The organism is Campylobacteraceae bacterium (assembly GCA_013215945.1).
GTDB lineage: Bacteria > Campylobacterota > Campylobacteria > Campylobacterales > Arcobacteraceae > NORP36.
In genome coordinates this window covers 307,050-327,700 of sequence record JABSOM010000001.1, presented here as the reverse complement: position 1 = coordinate 327,700, position 20,651 = coordinate 307,050, and the positions used below count along the sequence as shown (strand labels likewise).

At 28.1% G+C, this 20,651-nt stretch carries 22 protein-coding genes and 1 pseudogene; 15 read left to right on the top strand and 8 right to left on the bottom strand.

Annotation, left to right across the window (positions count from 1 at the left end; all coding sequences use genetic code 11):
* Nucleotides 1-104 precede the first annotated feature (104 nt).
* Nucleotides 105-1,304 (bottom strand): annotated as a pseudogene (locus HRT41_01550) (diaminopropionate ammonia-lyase).
* A gap of 97 nt (nt 1,305-1,401) precedes the next feature.
* On the opposite strand from HRT41_01550, the gene HRT41_01545 reads away from it, so the two are divergent.
* Together HRT41_01545 and HRT41_01540 are read left to right on the top strand one after the other, a co-directional pair.
* Nucleotides 1,402-2,232 (top strand): LysR family transcriptional regulator, encoded by an 831-nt coding sequence (locus tag HRT41_01545; GenBank protein NQY22695.1) that lies wholly within the window; start codon nt 1,402-1,404, stop codon nt 2,230-2,232.
* 914 nt (nt 2,233-3,146) lie between these two features.
* The gene (locus tag HRT41_01540) at nt 3,147-4,115 is read left to right on the top strand and encodes a hypothetical protein (protein ID NQY22694.1); all 969 of its coding nucleotides are present in this window, start codon (nt 3,147-3,149) and stop codon (nt 4,113-4,115) included.
* A gap of 230 nt (nt 4,116-4,345) precedes the next feature.
* Here HRT41_01540 and HRT41_01535 read toward each other — a convergent pair whose 3' ends face one another.
* Nucleotides 4,346-5,308 (bottom strand): aryl-sulfate sulfotransferase, encoded by a 963-nt coding sequence (locus tag HRT41_01535; GenBank protein NQY22693.1) that lies wholly within the window; start codon nt 5,306-5,308, stop codon nt 4,346-4,348.
* A 235-nt stretch (nt 5,309-5,543) separates the two neighbouring features.
* Between HRT41_01535 and HRT41_01530 the strand changes: the two genes are divergently transcribed.
* Nucleotides 5,544-6,287, top strand: a complete 744-nt coding sequence (locus HRT41_01530; protein NQY22692.1) for a DNA alkylation repair protein — start codon at nt 5,544-5,546, stop codon at nt 6,285-6,287.
* Between the two features lie 70 nt (nt 6,288-6,357).
* On the opposite strand, the gene HRT41_01525 is transcribed toward HRT41_01530, so the two are convergent.
* Nucleotides 6,358-6,912: a sigma-70 family RNA polymerase sigma factor gene (locus tag HRT41_01525; protein NQY22691.1), complete on the bottom strand. Its 555-nt coding sequence runs from the start codon at nt 6,910-6,912 to the stop codon at nt 6,358-6,360.
* Between the two features lie 478 nt (nt 6,913-7,390).
* Here HRT41_01525 and HRT41_01520 point away from each other — a divergent pair, with 478 nt between their 5' ends.
* The 4 genes from HRT41_01520 (at nt 7,391) to HRT41_01505 (ending at nt 12,472) form a co-directional block, all read left to right on the top strand.
* Complete coding sequence (locus tag HRT41_01520; GenBank protein ID NQY22690.1) at nt 7,391-9,571, top strand: HAMP domain-containing protein; 2,181 nt, start codon at nt 7,391-7,393, stop codon at nt 9,569-9,571.
* Nucleotides 9,572-9,653: 82 nt separating this feature from the next.
* The gene (locus HRT41_01515) at nt 9,654-10,610 is read left to right on the top strand and encodes a cation transporter (GenBank protein ID NQY22689.1); all 957 of its coding nucleotides are present in this window, start codon (nt 9,654-9,656) and stop codon (nt 10,608-10,610) included.
* Between the two features lie 63 nt (nt 10,611-10,673).
* Nucleotides 10,674-12,164, top strand: a complete 1,491-nt coding sequence (locus HRT41_01510; GenBank protein ID NQY22688.1) for a carboxypeptidase M32 — start codon at nt 10,674-10,676, stop codon at nt 12,162-12,164.
* Nucleotides 12,165-12,175: 11 nt separating this feature from the next.
* Nucleotides 12,176-12,472: an antibiotic biosynthesis monooxygenase gene (locus tag HRT41_01505; GenBank protein NQY22687.1), complete on the top strand. Its 297-nt coding sequence runs from the start codon at nt 12,176-12,178 to the stop codon at nt 12,470-12,472.
* An 8-nt stretch (nt 12,473-12,480) separates the two neighbouring features.
* On the opposite strand, the gene HRT41_01500 is transcribed toward HRT41_01505, so the two are convergent.
* Nucleotides 12,481-12,942: a hypothetical protein gene (locus HRT41_01500; protein NQY22686.1), complete on the bottom strand. Its 462-nt coding sequence runs from the start codon at nt 12,940-12,942 to the stop codon at nt 12,481-12,483.
* 419 nt (nt 12,943-13,361) lie between these two features.
* Between HRT41_01500 and HRT41_01495 the strand changes: the two genes are divergently transcribed.
* The 7 genes from HRT41_01495 (at nt 13,362) to HRT41_01465 (ending at nt 17,649) form a co-directional block, all read left to right on the top strand.
* Nucleotides 13,362-14,006 carry a hypothetical protein gene (locus HRT41_01495; protein NQY22685.1) on the top strand — a complete coding sequence of 215 codons (645 nt, stop codon included), beginning with the start codon at nt 13,362-13,364 and terminating at the stop codon, nt 14,004-14,006.
* A 33-nt stretch (nt 14,007-14,039) separates the two neighbouring features.
* Complete coding sequence (locus tag HRT41_01490) at nt 14,040-14,642, top strand: cyclic nucleotide-binding domain-containing protein (protein NQY22684.1); 603 nt, start codon at nt 14,040-14,042, stop codon at nt 14,640-14,642.
* 57 nt (nt 14,643-14,699) lie between these two features.
* Complete coding sequence (locus HRT41_01485; GenBank protein ID NQY22683.1) at nt 14,700-15,146, top strand: DMT family transporter; 447 nt, start codon at nt 14,700-14,702, stop codon at nt 15,144-15,146.
* Nucleotides 15,147-15,148: 2 nt separating this feature from the next.
* Nucleotides 15,149-15,874: a GNAT family N-acetyltransferase gene (locus HRT41_01480; GenBank protein NQY22682.1), complete on the top strand. Its 726-nt coding sequence runs from the start codon at nt 15,149-15,151 to the stop codon at nt 15,872-15,874.
* A gap of 108 nt (nt 15,875-15,982) precedes the next feature.
* Nucleotides 15,983-16,573, top strand: a complete 591-nt coding sequence (locus HRT41_01475) for a LysE family translocator (protein ID NQY22681.1) — start codon at nt 15,983-15,985, stop codon at nt 16,571-16,573.
* An 8-nt stretch (nt 16,574-16,581) separates the two neighbouring features.
* Entirely contained in the window at nt 16,582-17,157 is a 576-nt protein-coding gene (gene sigZ, locus HRT41_01470) for an RNA polymerase sigma factor SigZ (protein ID NQY22680.1), read from the top strand.
* A 75-nt stretch (nt 17,158-17,232) separates the two neighbouring features.
* Entirely contained in the window at nt 17,233-17,649 is a 417-nt protein-coding gene (locus HRT41_01465; GenBank protein ID NQY22679.1) for a rhodanese-like domain-containing protein, read from the top strand.
* 14 nt (nt 17,650-17,663) lie between these two features.
* Here HRT41_01465 and HRT41_01460 read toward each other — a convergent pair whose 3' ends face one another.
* From HRT41_01460 to HRT41_01445, 4 genes are all read right to left on the bottom strand, one after another.
* Nucleotides 17,664-18,422, bottom strand: coding sequence for an alpha/beta hydrolase (locus tag HRT41_01460; GenBank protein ID NQY22678.1), 759 nt, complete (start codon nt 18,420-18,422; stop codon nt 17,664-17,666).
* Between the two features lie 131 nt (nt 18,423-18,553).
* Complete coding sequence (locus HRT41_01455) at nt 18,554-18,763, bottom strand: S24/S26 family peptidase (GenBank protein ID NQY22677.1); 210 nt, start codon at nt 18,761-18,763, stop codon at nt 18,554-18,556.
* 71 nt (nt 18,764-18,834) lie between these two features.
* On the bottom strand, nt 18,835-19,290 hold the full coding sequence (sodN, locus tag HRT41_01450) for a superoxide dismutase, Ni (GenBank protein ID NQY22676.1): 456 nt from the start codon (nt 19,288-19,290) through the stop codon (nt 18,835-18,837).
* 3 nt (nt 19,291-19,293) lie between these two features.
* Complete coding sequence (locus tag HRT41_01445) at nt 19,294-19,887, bottom strand: ankyrin repeat domain-containing protein (GenBank protein ID NQY22675.1); 594 nt, start codon at nt 19,885-19,887, stop codon at nt 19,294-19,296.
* A 103-nt stretch (nt 19,888-19,990) separates the two neighbouring features.
* Between HRT41_01445 and HRT41_01440 the strand changes: the two genes are divergently transcribed.
* Nucleotides 19,991-20,638, top strand: coding sequence for a hypothetical protein (locus HRT41_01440; protein ID NQY22674.1), 648 nt, complete (start codon nt 19,991-19,993; stop codon nt 20,636-20,638).
* The last annotated feature ends 13 nt before the right edge of the window (nt 20,639-20,651 follow it).

The window sequence follows — 20,651 nt, the reverse complement described above, 5'->3', positions numbered from 1 at the left end:
ATTCTTGTTCTTCCTTTGTTCTTTTCTTCTTTTCCTATATTTCCTAATACTTCAATTTGTTTAAGCAGTGTTTTTTCATCTATTGTTATTTCATTAGAACTTGGGTTTATTATTTCAGAAGCTTTTTTCCCAACTAACTTTTCATACATTTCTTCATCTGTATCTCCTTCTGTTCCAAAGAATAATATTTTAGAAGTTTCAGTAATGTTTAATTCTTTTCTTAGTTTTTCATCGCTTTGACTTATTAAAAATCCAGCTAAACCAGCAACAGCTGATTCTCCTGCAATTATTGGTCTAGAGTTATTAGCTAAAAGTTTCATGGTTTCAGGTATTGTTTCATCACTAATACTAATAAAAGAAGAAACAGTATTTTTTAATATTTCCCAAGCAACAGTTGAAATTTCGCCACAAGAAAGTCCTGCCATTATTGTTTCAAGCTCACCTTGAATTGTAATTGCTTTTCCATTTTTTGCACTTTCTAATAAACAAGCAGCATTTTTAGGCTCAACAATTACGAAAATTGGTGATTTTTTCCCATAGGTTTCATGAAAAAACGAAACAACAGCAGCAGCCATTCCTCCAACTCCTCCTTGTAAAAATACATGTGTAATTTCATTATTGATTTGTTTTATTGCTTCATCAACCATAATGGTATAACCTTGCATAACATCTTTTGGAACTTCTGTATAGCCCACATAAGAAGTATCTGATATTGTAAAATATCCTTTTTCTTTTGCTACTTTTGAAGCTAATATTACAGAGTCATCATAATTACCTTTTATTCTATTAACAACAGCTCCATATTTTGCAATTGCATCTTCTCTGTTTTTACTTACATGTGAGTGAATGAAAATTTCACACTTACAAGAAAACATTTGTGCAGCCCAAGCAACAGATCTTCCATGATTACCATCTGTTGCACAAGAAACAGTAATTTCACTTGTTATATCTTTATATGTTTGAGCAAGAAGGTCTTTTGAGTTTGCATTAATACCTTGTAGTTTTAGTTGCGCAAGTAATAAATTAGCAACAGCATAAGCACCCCCTAGTGCCTTAAAGCTTTTTAAACCAAATCTAGTACTTTCATCTTTGTAATAAATTTTAGCTACATTTGTTTCTTTAGCAATATGTTCTAAGTTAATTAAAGAAGTTTTTTTATATCCATGCCAAGAAGATATCTCTTTTTGCGCTTTTTCAAAGTTTTTTAAACTAAGAAGATCATGATTTTTATATTCTTCTATTTTTAAGTTTTTAACATTGTTGTATATGTTTGTAGTAGATGTATGTTGATTAAAGTTATACATGGTAATGTCCTATTTTTAAAATTAAGTATTATTCTATTACAATTAGTTATGACATGTCAAATAATCGATAATTATGGATTATCTTAAAGGAAGTTATATGGATGCACATCTTTTACGAATATTTGTTGTTGTAGCACGCAATAAAAGTTTTACAAAGGCTTCAAAAAAACTGCAAGTAAGTCAAACGAATGTTACTCTTCGTATAAAACAATTAGAGAAAAATATTGAGTTTAAATTATTTCACCGTATTCCTAAAGGTGTAGTTTTAACTAAAGAAGGAGAGAACCTTCTTCCAAAAGCAATAGAAATTATTAATAAACTAGATGAATTAAGTATTCAGATGCAGAATATAAAAGTGCAAAATTCACTTATTATTGCTTCTACTTTTTCAAATGCTTCTATGCGCTTATTTCCTTTTTTAAAAAGTATTAACAAGGATTACCCAGAACTAAAACTAGAATTAATAACAGATAATACTAATCCAATAACAAAAATGCTTTTAGAATATAAAGTTGATATTGGCTTTATTAATCATGAACCAATCAATAATGATTTAATGGTTTTACAGAAGTTCGAAAATGAACTTTTATTTGTAGAACCTAAAATTAAATGTAATAAGAATGCAATTTTAGCTCATGAAAAAAACTGTGCTTTTTACCTAGGAATGAAAAAATATTGTGATTATATTGAAAATTTTGATTATGAAACTATAGAAATAGCAGACTTTGGTGTAATTCTGTCTTGCGTAGAATTAGGTATGGGAAAAACACTGTTGCCCAAATCTATAGTTGAAAAGTTTGGATTTTTAGGTAAACTAAAACTCACTGCTATTGATAGCAAAGTTGTCTCAATCCCTACTTGTTTAGTTTGTAGAAAGGATTATAATCCAAAACAAAGCTTATACTTAAAGCAAATGAATATAGATTAAAATAAAAGATGCCACATGTGTTTCGTTTATGCAAGAATGCGCAGTTTGTTTGTATTGATGGAAAGGATAGGAAGAGGGTGGATATTCATGGAGAAATAAAAATTATAGTGAATGATTTTTTGAGATAAAATATACTAATAAAATAACTTCTTCTATTAAGAGCTCGTAAAAGCTAGCGCATTCGTTTTTTTTCTTCTTTTCTTGAAAAGAAGAAACAAGAAAGCAACTGCCAAGTTGTTGAAGGCTTGCAGCTTCCCTCACTTATTATTTTGTGTTTCTGCCCTGCAAAACTCGTTAAAATATGCTAAAGAGCATATTTCTTTACACTCAGACAGTTTCAGGCTGTTTCGAAACAAAAAATAAACGCTCGGCTTCAACAAAGGCAGAACCCCGCTCCACGTTTCTCTTATAATGTTTTTCTTTTGAAAAGTAAAAATATAAGAAATAAATAAATCCAATTAAAGCTCCATTCCCTACGGCTCTTTTCCTGACTTTGATAAAGCTAAATTTTTTTATTTTTTAGCGGAAAAAGGTGAAAACTGTCTGAACGTAAGAAATGTGCTCTTTAGCACGTTTTAGTGAGTTTTTGAGCCTAGCTAACAAATAAAAATATTTAGGCACCCGAAGGGCTTTATCATTTCGTCAGTTGCTTCTTTTTGTTTCTTTTTCTGACAATTAAGAAAAAGAAAAAAGCGCAAAGGTACTTTGTATGAGCTCTTTGAAATTATGATTCAACGCTATTTATAAAAAGTAGAGATTAACCTCTTGAGTATAAGAAAAGTTTTTTAAGTTGGAATCTATCCCCTTAATTCGGAGAATAAAGACTGAATAACGAGATAAAATATTAAAGTAATTTTAATAGTTTTTGTATAATTTAGATAACATTATTAAATAATTTATATTAGGATTAATTAATGTTGGACTCTTTCGAAAAGAAAATCATTTCTCAATATCAAATACATTATTATTTTAATGATAGTAGTCATACTATGGATGCTGTAATTCAAAACAAGGCTGAAAAAAGTTTTTTAGAAGTAATTAAAAAAATCGGAAAACTTTCACATATTGATATTCAAATAGAAATAGTACCATTAGATGATGGAGGATTAATACAAAAGTTTGTATTTTCAACTATTGCTACAACTATTGCTACTACTGCCTTATATTTTGCTCCTTCTATTAATGACATAGTAACTTTCCATTTTACGAAAAATGAAACTTCCATTCTACTTAAAAATAAAATATTAGAAGAAACATTAAAAGGTGCTAAATTAGATAATGAAATGAAAGAAAGAATATTAGATAATTTAGAGTTTAATAATAAAGTACAATATGAAATTGAATCTCAATTATCTAATATATTGGATAGTAAAGAAATATCAAAAAATGTTTCAAATTATTATAAACAAATTAGCAATATTAGTAAAATGACAAAGGTTAGTTTTCAGGAAATCAATAATTTAAGTGAAGAATATTACGTTGAAAAAAAAGACTTTAGTTCATATATCATGGAAGATACTAAAATTGAGGAAGATAAAATATATGTAAAAATTGAGTTAATCTCAGCAGTTTTAACAAATGATACTTACGATTGGGTTGGAAAATACAATAATGATATTATAAAATTTAGTATGGCGGATACTAAATTTAAAAATGATGTAAACGATGGTAAATACAAATTTGTAAATGGTAGTTATATAATTTGTGATTTACATATTAGCTCAAGATTTGATGAAGATGGTGAAAAAACTGGAAATAGTAAATATTCAGTAAGCAATATTTCTGTAGTTAAAGATTCAATTGCAAAAAGAACTACACTTTTTGGAAGAAAACGATTTATTGAAAAATTTGACAATATGGAAAAAGATTTGTTCAGCAATTAAAACAATAAATTAAGATAACGACACTTTAGATAAAAATTCAAAGTAACTCCATCTTCAAAGTATTTCTAGTAGTTGATAGATGAATCTTTATTCGCATTCTTACATTAAAAACACCCTTAAACGCTTTTTGTGGTTCCTTCTTCTAATTTCTGGATAGTATACTTATTCAAATATTTCGCTAATGAAACAAATTACCCTAAAATTTTGGTGCAATTGAAATCAATTGTAAACTACTCTTCTTTCCTCTGTGCTTTATACAACCACTTTTTTTTATAATTTAAACGAGTATCCACATTTCCTGAAATAAAGTTCCAAACAATAAGTCCCTTGTTATCAACTTCAACTATTTCATCTCTACTAGTTATGAGTGTATTTCCATTCCTTAATCTTTGAATACCTCGAATAGTTTTGAAATCATTTTTTTCAAATTGCCAAACAATCTTTTTTGTTTCAAAATTATATTCTATTGCTTTATGAGGTTGTCTTACTGCAAATAATAAATTTCCATTTGGTAAAAACGTAGGTTCATGTGGGTTTTTACCAAAGGCTTTTAAATCAAATTTCCTTATAATATCTCCCTTAGGTGAAACAATTACCACTAAAGAAAAGTTACGTAAACTTATAAGAGTATTCCCATTCTCAAGTCTTTTTGCTGAGTTCACATGGGTCCATCCACCTTTGTTTATATCTGTATAGGGGGAATGATTCAATACCTTTTTAGCTTTCCATTGCCATACGAGTTCACCTTTTTTATTAATTTCTTTAACTTGAGAATCATCTTTTTTATCCCAGCTAATAACAAAAAGAGTATTTCCATTTTTTAAGCGATTGGCATCATGGGTAACTTTTCCCTGATAGGACCAAACAATTTTTTTATCTCGATTAACTTCATAAATTCCTGCATGAGGTAATACAAATAATATATTATCATTATCCAAATATTTCACATCAAAACCGCTTCCTGCACGTCCTTTTGATACAATATTTGAAGGAACAAAATATTCCCATGTAATCTCGCCATTATGGTTTATTTCAACAATTTTGGGTTTATCAAGTAAATCAGCAAAAATTGTATTTCCTTTTTGTACCAAGTCCTTTTTATAAATACTGACTTTATATCCATCTTGTGCAAATGCCATACTTGAAAATACACACATTGACAAAAAATACATAAAAGTAAATATACTTTTCACGCTTTCTCCTTTTTAAATTTAAGATTATCACAAATATTATTAAGTAAGAATAAAAAATAAAGAGGACAAGGAAAGGGAACATTCGTCTTTAAAACTATACTAATACGAGTGAATTCTTATTTTAATAAATAAATATAAACCATAATAAATTTGAATTATTTCCTTAAAATAGAAAAACATTAACTTGATATGGCTATCATATCCCCTAAATGAATATCCATCCCCAAGGACATATATGACACATCAAAATAAAATGACAATTATTAAAGAACTGCAATCTTCTTTTCTTAAAATCGCATCTGAAAAAAAGAAATTATGGTGGGAAAAATACATGAGAAATGTTATTAACTTTAGAGGAGTTGGAATTCCTGATATTAGAAAGATGCAAACAGAGTGGTATAAAAAACATTTAGAACACTTAAGTTATAAAGAACAAATTGAGATAACACTTGAATTCTTTAGACAAGATTTAGCAGAAGATAAACTAGCGGGAACTTTATTATTGCAAAACTACTTATTTGATAAAGTGTCTCTTTCTTATATGATAGAACAATATGATGTGATTTTTAAAGAAGAGCTAATTTATGATTGGAATATCTGCGATTGGTTTTGTGTAAGAGTATTAAGCGCTACAATCAAAAAATATGAAAGAGATGCTGCTAATATTATTTCATCTTGGAGTAATGATCCTTATTTATGGAAAGCAAGAGCTTCTGTTGTTGCTTTCATTGGTTTAACTAAAGAGGATAAGTATTATTCTCATATCTTTGAAAATTGTTCTGTGTTAATACAAAGAGAAGAGAGGTTTGCTAAAACTTGCGTGGGTTGGATATTACATGATATATATAAAGCAGATGAAAAAGTTGTTTTTGATTTTGTGAATAAATATTTAAAATACTTTGACAAAGAGAGTTTAAAGAATGCTTTAAAATATGTAGATAAAGAAGTGCAAAAAAAGTATTTATTAAAGCTATCTTAGAATAAATGAATATATGCAGACGAGCACTTCTAAATTAAAAAAACATTAGAATCTTTTTTGATTGTACTGTCTATTGTGTTTTACATATACAATCTTTATTATTATAAGAATAATCAACAATCTCATGTCTTGAATTTTCTTGAAACTTACAACATTCATTAAAAATCTTTTTTAGTTTTTCTTTGGCTCTTTTCGAAGTGGATTTTACGCTTGATAAATTCAAGTTTTTTTCTTTGGCATATTCAACCAAAGACTTCTCTTTTAAATACACTTCATTTAATAGCTCTTGCTGTTTTAAAGGTAAGTCTTTAAGCAAAGTAGACAAACAACAAGACAATTCACTTAACACTGATTCTTCTTGTTCTTCTTCAAAATACAGCTCATAGTTTTGCGTTGTTTTCATCTGGTTTTTTCTGTAATAATCTATTATTGTATTTCTTGCTATTTTATACAACCACGCTTGTATATTCTCATCTTCTTTAATATCTTCTATATTGCTATAGGCTTTTATAAATACTTCATGCAATAAATCTTCTGCTGTGCTTTTATTTGAAACATGTTTTAAAATGAAATATAAAAGTGCTTTTGAAAATTTAATATAAGCTTCTTCAATTTTTTCTTTCATAATAACTCCTTCTATAGTATAAGACGAAAAAGTAAATAAAAAGTTGCATTATTACAAGAAAAATATGAAATTTCTAAAATGCAACCTTTTTTCTTCTTTTACGTCTTAGTAGTGAAGACAAAAATAAAGGATAAAAGATGAAAAATAATTGTTGTGAAAATATAAAAAACTGTGAGTGTGAAAACTGTGAGTGTGAATGTACTTGTTCAAGTGAAAACACTTGTGTGTGTGAATGTAAAGATTGTTGTAAAGATAATACTTGTTGCAAGCAGGATGCTTGTTGTAGTTAAAGAAAAGGAAGGTATTTATACTTTCCTCTTTTTCAAAATTAATATTATTAAATATTTATTTACAATAAATCTAGCTAAATATGTGGGTTTATTGTAAATAAATTTTATTACTTATTTAAAGAAAGTAAAAGATTATAATGTTATGATGTTCTGATATTATTATCTACTGTGAATATAAAGGATTTCTATTGTTAAAAAATTTAAGTATTAAATTAAAACTAATTGCTGCATTTTCTCTTATTGCTTTACTTGTATTGTCTTTAAGTACGTATAATATCTTTGCTTTGTCTAAATCCAATGATGGTTTTACAAAATATAAAGAACTCTCAGGGCATAGTTTAGAGGCGGATAATATTCAAAGCAATATGCTAATGTTACGAATGAATGTAAAAGATTATTTAACAAATCCTGTTCAAGAAAAAATTGATCACTTTGATCACTATTATAATAAAACAAAACAAGCCATAATCAAAGCAAAGAAAAATACTAAAAATATCAAGAGAAAAAAACTGGTAAAACTGCTTGAAGAAAATTTAAACATTTATAAAGAAAGTTTTTATGAAGTAGTAAATTTAATGAATAAAAGAACAAGTATTTTTAATGATAATTTAGAAGTCAATGCCAACAAAATAGAAAAACATTTAAAAGATGCTTTGAACGATGCAAGTGCTTTAAGTGATTTAAAACCTGCCCTAGGTGTTGCTAATACAATAGAGATATTATTAGAAGCACGTCTTTATACTTCTAAATTTTTACAATCAAGTTCGAATGAAGACTCTGTTCAAATACGTAAAAGATTGTATGCTTTACAGCAAAAAATTGAAAATGTTGAAGATGAACTGGATGATGATGATATTATTGATAAATTAGAAGAAGCCATTGCTTTTGCTATAAAATATGCAAAAGGAGCCAATGATATTGTAAGTATTGTAGAAAGCAGAAACGATGTTATAAATAATAAATTAAATGTTTTAGGGCCCAAAATTGGAGAATTAACACAAGATATAAAAGTTTCTATTAAAAAAGAGCAAGATAAAGCAGGTTTAAGTGTTCAAGCATTAAATGCTGACATTCATTCCAAAACACTTATTGTATCAGCTATTGTTTTACTCCTGGTACTTATTTGTGCTATTACTATTCCTGCTTTAATATCAAGAGGCTTAAATGCTCTTAATAATGGAATAATGAATTTATTAAATTCTAATGATGTAACATCACGAGTAGAAGTTTTATCCAAAGATGAGATTTCTAAGATTGCACTTAACTTTAATAAATATCTTGACTCTATTGAAGAGAGTTTAAAAGAAGATGCTAAAGTTATTGATGATGTTAAAAGGGTGGTTTCTTTAGTTAAAATTGGGCAGTTAAATCATGAGGTAAAAATCAAGTCTAAAAATGAGAACTTAAATGATTTAAGTCTTTTATTTAACGATATGATGAAAGAGTTAAGTTCTAATATCTCAGATGATATAAATAAAATTACTACTGCGCTTAATAAATATTCTAAACTCGATTTTAGACACAGAATTACTAATGCTAAAGCCAATGTAGAACTGGGCTTAAATTCATTAGCCGATACGATTAATAAAATGTTACTAGAGAATAAAACAAATGGTCTTACTATTAATCAAAGCTCACAAGGTTTATTATCTAATGTTGAAAAACTAAGTGTTTCTTCTAATGAATCAGCTGCTTCTTTAGAAGAAACATCAGCAGCCTTAGAAGAAATCACTTCTATTATTGTAAGCAATACACAAAATGTTGTTAAGATGTCAGATTTTGCTAATAAATTGTCTCACTCTTTAAGTGATGGTAAAAAACTAGCGCTTGAAACAACTTCTTCTATGGAAGAAATTAATGAAGAAGTCATTGCTATTAAAGATGCTATTTCTGTTATTGATCAAATTGCTTTTCAAACGAATATTTTATCCTTAAATGCAGCCGTAGAAGCCGCAACAGCAGGCGAAGCTGGAAAAGGTTTTGCAGTAGTTGCTCAAGAAGTAAGAAACTTGGCTTCACGAAGTGCAGAAGCTGCAAGTGAAATTAAAAACCTTGTTGAAAGTGCAAGTATAAAAGCTGATGCAGGTAAACGTATTGCAAATAAAATGATTGTGGGTTATGAAGATTTAAATAAAAATACAGATAAAACAATTGAATTAATTAATGAAATAAAAACAGCCTCAACAGAACAACAACATGGAATTGAACAAATTAATAATGCCGTAACACTCTTAGATAACCAAAGTCAGCAAAATGCTAATGTAGCCAGCCAAACAAAAGAAATTGCTATTAAAAGCCAAGAAGTAGCAAAAATGATTATAAACAGTGCGAATGAAAAAGAGTTTATTGGTAAAGAAGATTTAGCATAAGTAGTATTCCTATATTTTTTGTATATGTTAAGTTTTTATTAATTCTAAATTATATAAAATAGCGTATACATAAGGAAAAAATATGAACGAAAAAAAGATTTTATTAATTATTGTTTTTAATGTAATTATTATTATTTGTGAAGTGGTCTTTGGTTTTATCTCTAACTCTTTTGCTTTAATCGCTGATGCTTTGCATAATACAGGGGATGTTTTAGCTGTTATTATTACGTATATTGCTTTAAAACTAGGATCTAAGAAGTTTTCTTATAAATTTACTTTTGGTTATATACGAGCAGAAATGATGGCTGCTTTTGTAAATACCTTGTTTTTATATATCACTATGTTTGTAATGATATATGTAGCAATTGAGCGTTTTTTTAATCCTTTGGTAATAGAGCCTTTATATATGATTACTGTTGGCTTTATTGCTTTTATTGCTAATGGAATCTCTGCTTATATCTTAAATGGAATGGGTGTATCTTCTTGTTCTTCACATGATCATTCAGATGAAGCAACACAAGCAGAAACACATGGACATAAACATGAGCATCACCATGAAGATGCGAATATTAAATCAGCTTATTTGCATATGTTAAGTGATGCTTTAATCTCTTTAGGTGTTGTTATTGCTGGGATTTTTATTTATTTTTATGAGATTTATTATATTGATTCTGTTTTAACCATTGTTTTTTCTGTTTATATTCTTTTTCATTCTTATTCTTTATTGAAAAAAAGTTTTTTATCTTTAATGGATGTGAATACTACTAATATAAAAGAAGAAGATTTAGATAAGTTGATTTTATGCCATGAAAACATAGAAGAGTATCATGATTTGCATATAATAAAACCAAGCTCAAAATATTCTTTTATTTCTTTTCATTTGGTTTTAAAAAACAAAGAACTATCTCTGGAAGAAGTTGAAAAAATAAACAATAAAATTAGAGCCAAACTAAAAGATTTGGGTTTTAATCATATACTTATTCAAAGCGATACCTTAAGTTGTAAAGACAATGAAAAAAATTGTTATTTAAATACTTAGAATTTAATTTAAAAATGAAGCTTGATATGATAAAATTCCTTTAAAACTTACTTAGGAAAATACATGAGTGCATATCAAAAATTAGTTTCTAAATATGAACGAATTCATCATTTATCCCATATGGCTTCTATTGTAGGCTGGGATCAACAAGCTATGATGCCAAGTGGCTCAAATGAAGCACGTGCTAAAGCTATGGCTGAGTTTGGAGTACTTTTGCATGATATTAGTACAGATAGGGACATTGGGCTTTTATTAAACGATGCACAAGGTGAAAACTTAAGTACTTTGGAAAAAGCATCTTTACGTGAAATGAAGCGAAGTTATACACTGGAAACAACGCTACCAAGTGATTTACAAAAAGCACAAAGTCTGGCCCATTCTAAATGTGGACATGCCTGGAGAGAACAAAGAATTAATAATGATTGGAAAGGTTTTTTACCTAACTTAGAAGAAGTTATTAAACTCTCACGTGAAGAAGCCAATATTAGGAGTGAAGCTACAGGTTTAAGTCCTTATGATTCTTTAATGGATTTATTTGAACCAGGAATGAGAAGTGAAACCTTAGATGGTATTTTTTCTGAAGTTAAAACGTGGTTACCAAGTTTGATTGAAAATATTGTCGAAAAACAAAAATCACAAAACTATATAAAACCCGAAGGACTTTATGTCATTGAAGCTCAAAAAGAGCTGGGTATTAAAGTTATGAAACACTTGGGCTTTGATTTTAATAAAGGAAGAATAGATATTTCAACTCATCCTTTTTGTGGGGGAGTTCCAGAAGATGTAAGAATGACTACAAGGTATAGTGAAGATGATTTTATTCAAAGTTTGATGGGGACTATTCATGAAACAGGACATGCTTCTTATGAACAAGCTTTACCAAAAGAACTCTTAGGCCTTCCCATCGCCCATGCAAGGTCAATGGGAATACATGAAAGCCAAAGTTTATTTTTTGAAATGCAAATGGGACGAAGCTCTGCTTTTTTAAAATCTATTCAGCCTTTTATTATAGAAGCTTTTGGAAATAACAAAGCCCTAGAGTTAGATAATTTATGTAAAATATATTCTCGCGTTAAACCTGCTTATATTAGAGTAGATGCAGATGAGGTTACTTATGCTTCTCATGTAATTCTTCGTTATGAAATTGAGAGAGCGTTGATGAATAATGAAGCGCAAGCAAGTGATATTCCTGATATGTGGAATGAAAAAATGCAAGCTTCTTTGGGATTAAGCACAAAAGATAATTTTAAAAATGGTTGTATGCAAGATGTTCATTGGACAGAAGGTTTAATTGGATACTTTCCTTCTTATACGCTAGGAGCTATGTATGCCGCACAAGAATTTGCAAGTGTTAAAAAAATACATCCTAATATCAATGAAGAAATAGCAAAAGGGGATTTTTCACAAGTACAGGCTTGGTTAAGACAAAACATTTGGCAAAAAGCAAGTTCTTTAGAAACAAATGATTTAATCAAAGAAGCAACAGGGGAAGTGTTAAATCCAAAATATTTTAAAAAACACTTAGAAAACAGATATTTATATAACAATCAATAAAAAGGAATAATATGAGCCAAGTAGTAGTTGTAGCAAAAGTAAAAATTAAAGAAGAGTTTTATTTAGATGTGTATGAGGAACTTTTAAAAGTATATAAATATACCCAGGCAAATGATGAGGGGTGTATTCAATATGATTTACACAGTGATGAAGACGATAAATATTCTTTTGTATTTGTAGAAACATGGGAAAGTCAAGAAGCCTTGGATGCACATATGCAAACAGAGCATTTTTTAGACTTTGTTAGAAAAGCGGCTGAAAAACTTGAATTATTAGAAGTAAAAAGACTGGTTAAAATAAACATTTAATAGGTCTTTCATTTTGTAGAAAAAAAACTTCTTTTTTTTTTCGACAAAATACTTTGTTTCTCAAGATATTTTCTTATATGTTTTTGTTGTTGAAGGTATTTTATTGAACGCAACAATACAATCTCTTTAAGAATCTCTTTTTTATAGTTATTCAATAAACGTCCATCAATTTTTAAATCTATACATTGTACTAAATCATCCGGTGTAAATGTTTCTGCACATATAAAAATCAATAAATCAGGATAAGATTTCCTAAGTTTTATTAACTCTTCATAAAGATTAGGACTTTGATCTTTATTAAATAATACTATGTCAATATGACTAAACTTTATAAAATCCTTTAAAGCACTTTTTTGTGAATAAGTTATGATACTGTTAAATTCCTCATCAAATATTTCTTTTAATGTAGAAGGTATTATCTTTGACCCAAAACATATATTTAACTGTTTTTTATTCTTCTCTTGGTACATGAAAATCTCTCTTTTTAAGACAAATACATTAAAAAATAATATTTATATTTTATATATATGTTAATAAATAAAATATGCAATTAATATTATTTATTTTAATATTATAATTTTAACTACGATTATATCATAGTTTTTTAGAAAAATTAATATTATTTTTAATTTTATCTCATAAAAAAAGTAAAAATAATTTAAAATGTTTGCTTCTTTATTGCTTTTAATTCTAATAAAATAATATTTATTTTTTTCTAAAAATAAGAATGAAAAATGTTGCATCTCTTTACAAGTAAGAATAAAAAATACTATTGTTTTAGTATATGCTCTTGCTTTTATTGAAAAGCTTGAAATAGGGGGACTTATTACAAATTAGATTATCTTTTATACGTTTTTTGTTGTATACTATATAAACAAAAAGGACAACTATGATTTCTGCGATATCTTCAAGTGCTTCTCTGATTCAAAGTGCATCTACTGTACAACCGAAACAAGAATTAAAAGAAGATCAATTAGCGTATGTATCATCTGTTCTAGAAGACTATGATTCATCTGCTTTAAGTGATGCTGATGCACTTGAAATAGTAGCAAACTTTTCACAAGCAGGAATCACTCCTTCACGGGATTTAGCCAATGCAATATCTGATGCGGGTTTTTCTGCTTCCCAAATTGGGGAACTAGCAGCAGTTACTGGAATATCTGCTAATTCTTTTGATTCAAGAGGTGCAGGTGCTCCACCACCTCCTCCTCCTGCTGATACAGTAGAAGAGGAAGAAGAACTTACTCAAATTTTATTGGATTTATTAGATGCAAATGAAAAAGAAAATAAAGAGGAAGAAGAACCTCTATCTTCAAGATCCGAAAATACGTCTTTTGAAGAAATCTTAGACCTAAGCAGCAAAATTGTAGCCTTAAATGAAAATTCTAAAGACAAAGTTTTAGAACTTTTTGAAAAATACAATGAAAATGAAAATGATTTATCAAAAGAAAATGTACAAAAAGTAGTACAAAATTCTTTAAGTCAGATTTTAAACGATACTAACAACTATACTCCAACTTCGTTTTACGTATAAATCCATTGATTTTTTACTTAAGTAAGGATTATAATGAACGATAATCCCACTGCAAAACTAGCCTTTAATATGCTGCAAGAGAGCATGAACAGTTATTTTCCTCTTTCCCCTGAAACATGGAAAAGCCTTTTAGATATTTCTTTTTTTGAAGAAATTAAAAAAGGAGATGTTATTTGTTCTATTAATGATGTACCTAAGTATTTTTCTTTTGTATATAAGGGTTTGTTGCGCTCTTATATAATTGATGATAAAGGAAAAGAATACAATAAAAACTTTTTTGATGAGGGTACGTATCCTGGTTCTATGGTTGCTTTACTTACAAATTCTTTTTCCTTATTTGAAATCCAAGCTTTAGAAAACTCTTTAATTATACATATTGATTTTAAAGCGTACAGACAATTATTAATACAGGCAAATGATTTAAAATTATTTCAAATATATTATCTTGAAAAAAACTGGTTGATACATAAAGATGCAAGAGAAGTATCTATTGTACAAGACGATGCCCAGGAAAGATATGAGGATTTTTTAATGAATTATTCTTCTTTGGGAGCAAGACTTTCTCAATTTCATATTGCATCTCACTTAGGTATTACGCCTACTCAATTAAGTAGAATTAGAAAAAAACAACAATAAATCAACATATGTACATGATATAAAAAACTAAAAATTATATACTTCTTTTAAGAAAGGATAAATATGATTTTAATGGTTTTTGCATTTTTAGCAGGTATTGCTTTAGCAATACAAGCAACACTTAATTCGTCCTTGGGGCAATTGTTACAAAACTCTTTATTAGCTACGCTGATAGCTTTTGGGGGTAGTTTTGTTTTTACTACTTTGGCTTTTTATGTATATGTAAAAGAGTATCCAAGTATTGCCCTTATAAAAGAGGTCCCTTGGTACTTGTGGTTTTCAGGTTCTTTTTTATCTGCTTGTGCTTTGGCTTTATTTTATTATTTAATTCCTAAAATTGGTATTTTGCCTTTGGTTTCTTTCTCACTTGCGGGACAACTGTTTTTTTCAGTTGTTTGTGGCCATTTTGGATGGTTTGACTTACCTGTTACTACACTTGGAACAAGTAAAATATTAGGAGTTGTTTTAATGTTAATGGCAATTTTTTTAATTAATAAAGGTTAATAATGAATACCGTAAATATCAATGAAAAAAACATCAATAATCTGCTTGCATTATTTTCATTAATGGGCATAGATAAAAGAAAAAATAATTTGAAATTCTCTAAATCATGGCCTAATAAATTGTGGTTTGAATATGATTATTCACAAAATGATTTATTAAATGCAATACATGAAGCTAAAAATAATGAGAGAACATTAGCTATTCCTTTATGGAATAAAGATCCTTTCTACGACGATTACATAGCGTTATTTGAAAAAAACAAGATGAAAATTTCTTTTGAACAAATTGGAATGTCTTTAGATTTAAAAGCACAAAAGTCTTTTGAAAGCAGTGAAGAAGATGTTCAAGTTATAAATAAAAGTGAAGATATATCTGCTTGGGTAAATATTGCATCTTCTTCTTTTTCATATGTAATCAATGATGAAATTATTAAAGAGGTAGCCAAAAATCCCAAAGCTACACTTTTATTAGCTTACAAAAATAAATTTCCTGTTGGTACTGCTTTATTATATGAACACGATAATGTTTTAGGTGTTCATTTAGTGGGTGTTCCTAAAGAGCATAGAGGTAATGGTCTAGCATATAATATAATGTTAGAAGCAATTAATATAGCAAAAAGAAAAGATATTAATTATATGACCTTGCAAGCTTCTGTTTTGGGTTTAGGTATTTATAAACGCTTGGGATTCAAGGAAGATTTTATTATGAAAAATTATATTAAAGAATAAATCTTTTTTTGCATCTATTTGTTTTTTTTTACGTCTACTAAGTAGAGAGTTATAAATTAAATGTAATTGATTTGTTTCTTCTTGTATACTAGTATTAAGGAAGTGTAAATGTCACTTATTTTTGCAATGATGGTTTTCTCATTTGTTATGTCTATTAGTCCAGGGCCAGTTAATATAATAATTGTTTCTTCTTCTATCAACAATGGTTTTAAAGCAAGTTTTCCTTTTCTTTCAGGTGCTACGATTGGTTTTACGTGTTTGCTTGCTTTTATTGCTTTTGGTTTTATTAATATGATTGAAGAATTCCCGAGTATTTTTTCTTACCTTAGTGTTTTAGGTTCTGTTTTTATTGCTTATATGGGTTTTAAAATACTCTCTTCAAAAGCAGCTGTGCAAATAGATAATAACAAGAATCAACCTAAATTTTATGAAGGTTTTATTTTACAATGGTTAAATCCTAAAGCATGGATGGCTTGTGTATCTGGGGTATCTATGTTTTCAAGTTCAAGTTACAATTTAATGATTTTTATATTAATCTATTTTATTATTTGTTATATGTCTTTGAGTTTTTGGGGATTTCTTGGGCAAAAGATTACGATTTTATTTAACAGTGAATTTAAATTAAAAGTATTAAATACTATAATGGGTTTATCATTGATTATAATTGCTGTGTATTTATTAGTAGTTAATCTCAAATAAGGAATAAGATGGAAGATACGCAAGAAATATGGAAAATCTACCACAAACAACTCTTGGGTTTTATTAGCTCAAAAATATCTAATAAAGAAACAGCACAAGATGTTTTACATGAGGTATTTATAAAAATACACTCTAAAATGCACACCTTAAATGATATAACAAAAATGCGTGCATGGATATATCAAATTACAAGAAATACTATTATTGATTATTACAGAAAAAATAAGAGCAAAGAAGAAATTCCTTTATGGGTGGATGAAGAATTTCAAAACAGCGATGAAGTACTCAAAGAAGAGCTCTCTTTTTGTTTGGGTTATTTAATTGGAAAACTACCGCAGAAATATAAAACGGCTATTCAAATATCTGAAATTGAAGGTAAAACACAACAAGAGCTCGCTGATTATGAGAATATTACCTTAGCAGGTGCAAAATCAAGAGTACAAAGAGGAAGAGATATTTTAAAACATATGATATTTGATTGTTGTGAACTTGAAATTAATAAAGTTACAAAAAATATGGAACTCAATGTAAAAGATGAAGAAAATTGTATTTTGGTTCAAGAAAAAAAGATTTCTAATAGTTAAATATTTACCACGTTTAACACAAAGTTTGCACAGTAAAACGCTATAGTTTTCTGTATTTATTTAAAAGGAAATTATATGATAAAAAAATTACTCTTGACATTGCTTTTAACGTTTAATATTGCTTATGCAAAAATGCAAACTATGAATGAAACCCAGTTACATGAAGATATCTCTAAGGGTGTAGTTGTAATTGATATTAGACGTGCAGATGAATGGAAAAAATATGGAATTATTAAAGGCAGTAAGTTAATAACTTTTTTTGATGAAAAAGGAAATTATGATATTAATGCATGGCTTAATGAATTTAAAAAACTCGTAAAAACAAAAGATCAAAAGTTTGTTTTAATATGTGCTCATGCAAATAGAAGTAAAGTTGTTGGTAATATGTTGGCTGATCAATTAAAGTATACGAAGGTATATGATTTAAAAGGTGGAATTAATTACGGTTGGTTGGACAAGGGCTTAAAAAGTGTTCAAATAAATTCAAAATAAATAAATATTCTGAATTATTCTTTTACAAATTTTTCGATTTGTGTTGCAAAATAAACAGGGCATTCTAACATAACGTAGTGTCCTGCTTCTTGGCATTCAACAAGAGAAATATTTTCATATATTTCTTCAAATAAACGTTTCACTGTTTTAAGTGAAAAAATGACAAAATCATATTTTCCTACAATAATAAAAATAGGAAGACTTAGTTTTTTTGCTTCTTCTTTAAAATCTGTTTCTAAATACATCTTCATATAACCCACTCTTGCTTCTATCCTAGAAGCACTTGTAGCCATTTGTATTCTATTTTTAACCCATGTTTCATTATGTCGAATGCTAGCGCTTCTAACTATGTTTTCTATGTTATTTGGATCATTTTGCATATCATTCAATAATTTATCTTGAGATTTTTTACTCACTTTAATACCCGCAGGTGAAATAGGTGAAATTAAGATTAATGTAACAATATTATTGGAAAGTAGGGCTATATTTTGTGCAATCATAGTAGACATCGAGTGGGCTAATAAATGTACGTTTGTAAGCTCTAGTGCCTCAAGTAAGTTTGTTATATCTTTTGAGGCTTCTTGGCAGGTATATTCACCTTTTGAATCATAGGATAAACCATAGCCTCTTAAATCTACTAAATACAAAGTGTGTTTTTTTAAATCAAAGTAGGGCAAAGAGTTTGTATAGTTTTCATGATTTCCCATAAGCTCATGTAAACAAACTATATTTATTTTTCCATTGCCTACTTTTTTATATCCCAGTTCAATCATTAAAGCTCTTTTTGTGTCAATTTTATTGAAACTTGTCTTAATCTAAGATATTTATTAGGCATTTATTTTATTTTAAAAAAAAGTGTAGATTATTATGAAATTTGTATTTAAAGAATTGGAATTATTAAGTATTATTTAAAATTTAAGATAACTTTATACAGAAGTTCACTTTTTGCTAATTCGCCAAAGTCTCGGCTATCAATACTAAAAGCATTTTCACCTTTTACGTAATAACCCTTGTCATTTATAGCAGTTACTCTTTTAATCATCATACCTACATTAGGTCTTTTAAAGAGAACAAAGTCATTGATTTTGATGGGATTTAAAAAAAAAGGTTTCATGCAAAAAACCACTTGTCCCTCTTTTAAAAGAGGAAAAAGTGATGAACCTTCAATCTTGAAGAGTTTAAACATTACGCAGGAACGATAATTTCTTCGTTTGGTAAATAATTTGCTTTCATTTTTTTAGTAGTTACACCTTTGATTTCCCAGAAAATTTCTGCAAATCTGTTTACTGCATCTAATAATTCTAAGGCTTTAGCTTTAGAAACATGTTGTTTATTAGCTGAACCTAACATCATGATGTTATGAACTAATCCATGAATTTCTGGATATGCTTCAACTTGTGGACCTTTAATAAAATCTCCCCAAATAATTCTAACTTCATGTTTAACTTTTTCAGCTTCTTGTTCTTTTGTTGCAATATGTCTTGAAATACTGTTAACATAGTTTAAAGAATCACTTTTTTCTAAACCTTCCATTAAATCTACCATTCTAATTACACTTAGTGCTGCAATTTGAGCCACTAATGGATCATAGATTCCACAAGGTACATCACAATGAGCTTTTGCTGTTTGTATTTTAAACATTTTTTATCCTTTGAGTTTGTTTATCATAGTTTTTATTTTAAGATCGTATGCTAAAGATAAGGCAGTATTGCCTAAATAATCTTCTTGCATTTTATCTGCCCCACATTCTAGTAAATAATCGATTAAATGTATCTTATTGTATAAAACTGCATAAATCAAGGGACTTGAATTTAAGTCGTCCTTTTTGTTAATATCTTCGCCATTTTCTACTAATAGTTCCAATAATTCAAGATTATTTTTGTATACTGCGTAATGAAGTATGTGTAAGTTTTCTATGGTTTTAACTGTTTTGTTGATACCTAAAGACAATAATATTTTAGCTGCTTGTGTATTATTAGAATAAACAGCCCAAAAAAGTGCATTTCTGCCTTTATGGTCTCTTATATCTATATTGGCTCCACGTTTAATGAACTCTTCTATCTTTTCATTTAAGTTAGATGTAACTGCTTCAAATAAAACGCACCAACCACTTGCATTTTGGATATTTATGTCAGCACTGTTTAATAGAAGTTGATTAAATGTTAAATCATTGTCAATATTAGTAATAAGTAAATCAGAAAAATCAAATGAATTATTGATGATGTTATTGTTACTCATTTTGTCACCTTTTTATAAATTTATAAAATACTAACATAAAATACTTAAAGTATATTGATAATTAATATTAATTTACTTATAATGCTTTTTTAAAAGGAATATTATGGAATATATGGGATTATTACTAATTTTTTGGTACGGAGTACTACATGCTTTTGGACCAGATCATTTAACTGCAATTGCTGATTTTTCAATTGGTAAAAATAAATCAAAAACGATGTTGATTACAACACTATTTGCTGTTGGGCATGGGCTTTCATTATTACTGTTTGCTAAAATTTTGGAAATCTATAATATATCTGAAGAACTAATGGGTTATGGAGATTTGATTTCAGCTGCTGTAATTCTTGGAATTGGAGTCTATTTATTATTTATGGTTTTTACTAACAGAATTAATGTTAATAAACATATGCATGAAGGAGAAGAACATATACATATTTATTTTGGAAAAGAACATAATCACTCTGATTCTAATAAAGAAGTTGTATCTGCTTTTACGATTGGAATGTTAATGGGTATTGGTGGAGTTAGAGGTATGTTAATTACACTTAGTTTAGTAGAAGCTTCCAGTGTTAATGTATATATGGTTCTTGCATTTACACTGGGTGTTATGTTAATCTTTGTTGCTTTTGGTGCTTGTATTTTATTTATTAATAAAAACTTATTGCATTCAACAAGAAATGTAAAAAGGGCTTTTTCTTTGGCTGGTTTAATATCCATTATTGTTGGTTCTAATATGTTATTGTCTTAGTTCAAAGCTGATT

What these genes read in the sequence shown, in the direction of transcription:
- sodN (NQY22676.1), bottom strand. Translation starts at nt 19,290, where the DNA reads ATGTTTAAAATACAAACAGCAAAAGCTCATTGTGATGTACCTTGTGGA.
- HRT41_01480 (NQY22682.1), top strand. Translation starts at nt 15,149, where the DNA reads ATGAATACCGTAAATATCAATGAAAAAAACATCAATAATCTGCTTGCA.
- HRT41_01545 (NQY22695.1), top strand. Translation starts at nt 1,402, where the DNA reads ATGGATGCACATCTTTTACGAATATTTGTTGTTGTAGCACGCAATAAA.
- HRT41_01500 (NQY22686.1), bottom strand. Translation starts at nt 12,942, where the DNA reads ATGTACCAAGAGAAGAATAAAAAACAGTTAAATATATGTTTTGGGTCA.
- HRT41_01525 (NQY22691.1), bottom strand. Translation starts at nt 6,912, where the DNA reads ATGAAAGAAAAAATTGAAGAAGCTTATATTAAATTTTCAAAAGCACTT.
- HRT41_01510 (NQY22688.1), top strand. Translation starts at nt 10,674, where the DNA reads ATGAGTGCATATCAAAAATTAGTTTCTAAATATGAACGAATTCATCAT.
- HRT41_01460 (NQY22678.1), bottom strand. Translation starts at nt 18,422, where the DNA reads ATGATTGAACTGGGATATAAAAAAGTAGGCAATGGAAAAATAAATATA.
- HRT41_01475 (NQY22681.1), top strand. Translation starts at nt 15,983, where the DNA reads ATGTCACTTATTTTTGCAATGATGGTTTTCTCATTTGTTATGTCTATT.
- sigZ (NQY22680.1), top strand. Translation starts at nt 16,582, where the DNA reads ATGGAAGATACGCAAGAAATATGGAAAATCTACCACAAACAACTCTTG.
- HRT41_01490 (NQY22684.1), top strand. Translation starts at nt 14,040, where the DNA reads ATGAACGATAATCCCACTGCAAAACTAGCCTTTAATATGCTGCAAGAG.
- HRT41_01445 (NQY22675.1), bottom strand. Translation starts at nt 19,887, where the DNA reads ATGAGTAACAATAACATCATCAATAATTCATTTGATTTTTCTGATTTA.
- HRT41_01540 (NQY22694.1), top strand. Translation starts at nt 3,147, where the DNA reads ATGTTGGACTCTTTCGAAAAGAAAATCATTTCTCAATATCAAATACAT.
- HRT41_01455 (NQY22677.1), bottom strand. Translation starts at nt 18,763, where the DNA reads ATGAAACCTTTTTTTTTAAATCCCATCAAAATCAATGACTTTGTTCTC.
- HRT41_01505 (NQY22687.1), top strand. Translation starts at nt 12,176, where the DNA reads ATGAGCCAAGTAGTAGTTGTAGCAAAAGTAAAAATTAAAGAAGAGTTT.
- HRT41_01440 (NQY22674.1), top strand. Translation starts at nt 19,991, where the DNA reads ATGGAATATATGGGATTATTACTAATTTTTTGGTACGGAGTACTACAT.
- HRT41_01515 (NQY22689.1), top strand. Translation starts at nt 9,654, where the DNA reads ATGAACGAAAAAAAGATTTTATTAATTATTGTTTTTAATGTAATTATT.
- HRT41_01530 (NQY22692.1), top strand. Translation starts at nt 5,544, where the DNA reads ATGACACATCAAAATAAAATGACAATTATTAAAGAACTGCAATCTTCT.
- HRT41_01465 (NQY22679.1), top strand. Translation starts at nt 17,233, where the DNA reads ATGATAAAAAAATTACTCTTGACATTGCTTTTAACGTTTAATATTGCT.
- HRT41_01495 (NQY22685.1), top strand. Translation starts at nt 13,362, where the DNA reads ATGATTTCTGCGATATCTTCAAGTGCTTCTCTGATTCAAAGTGCATCT.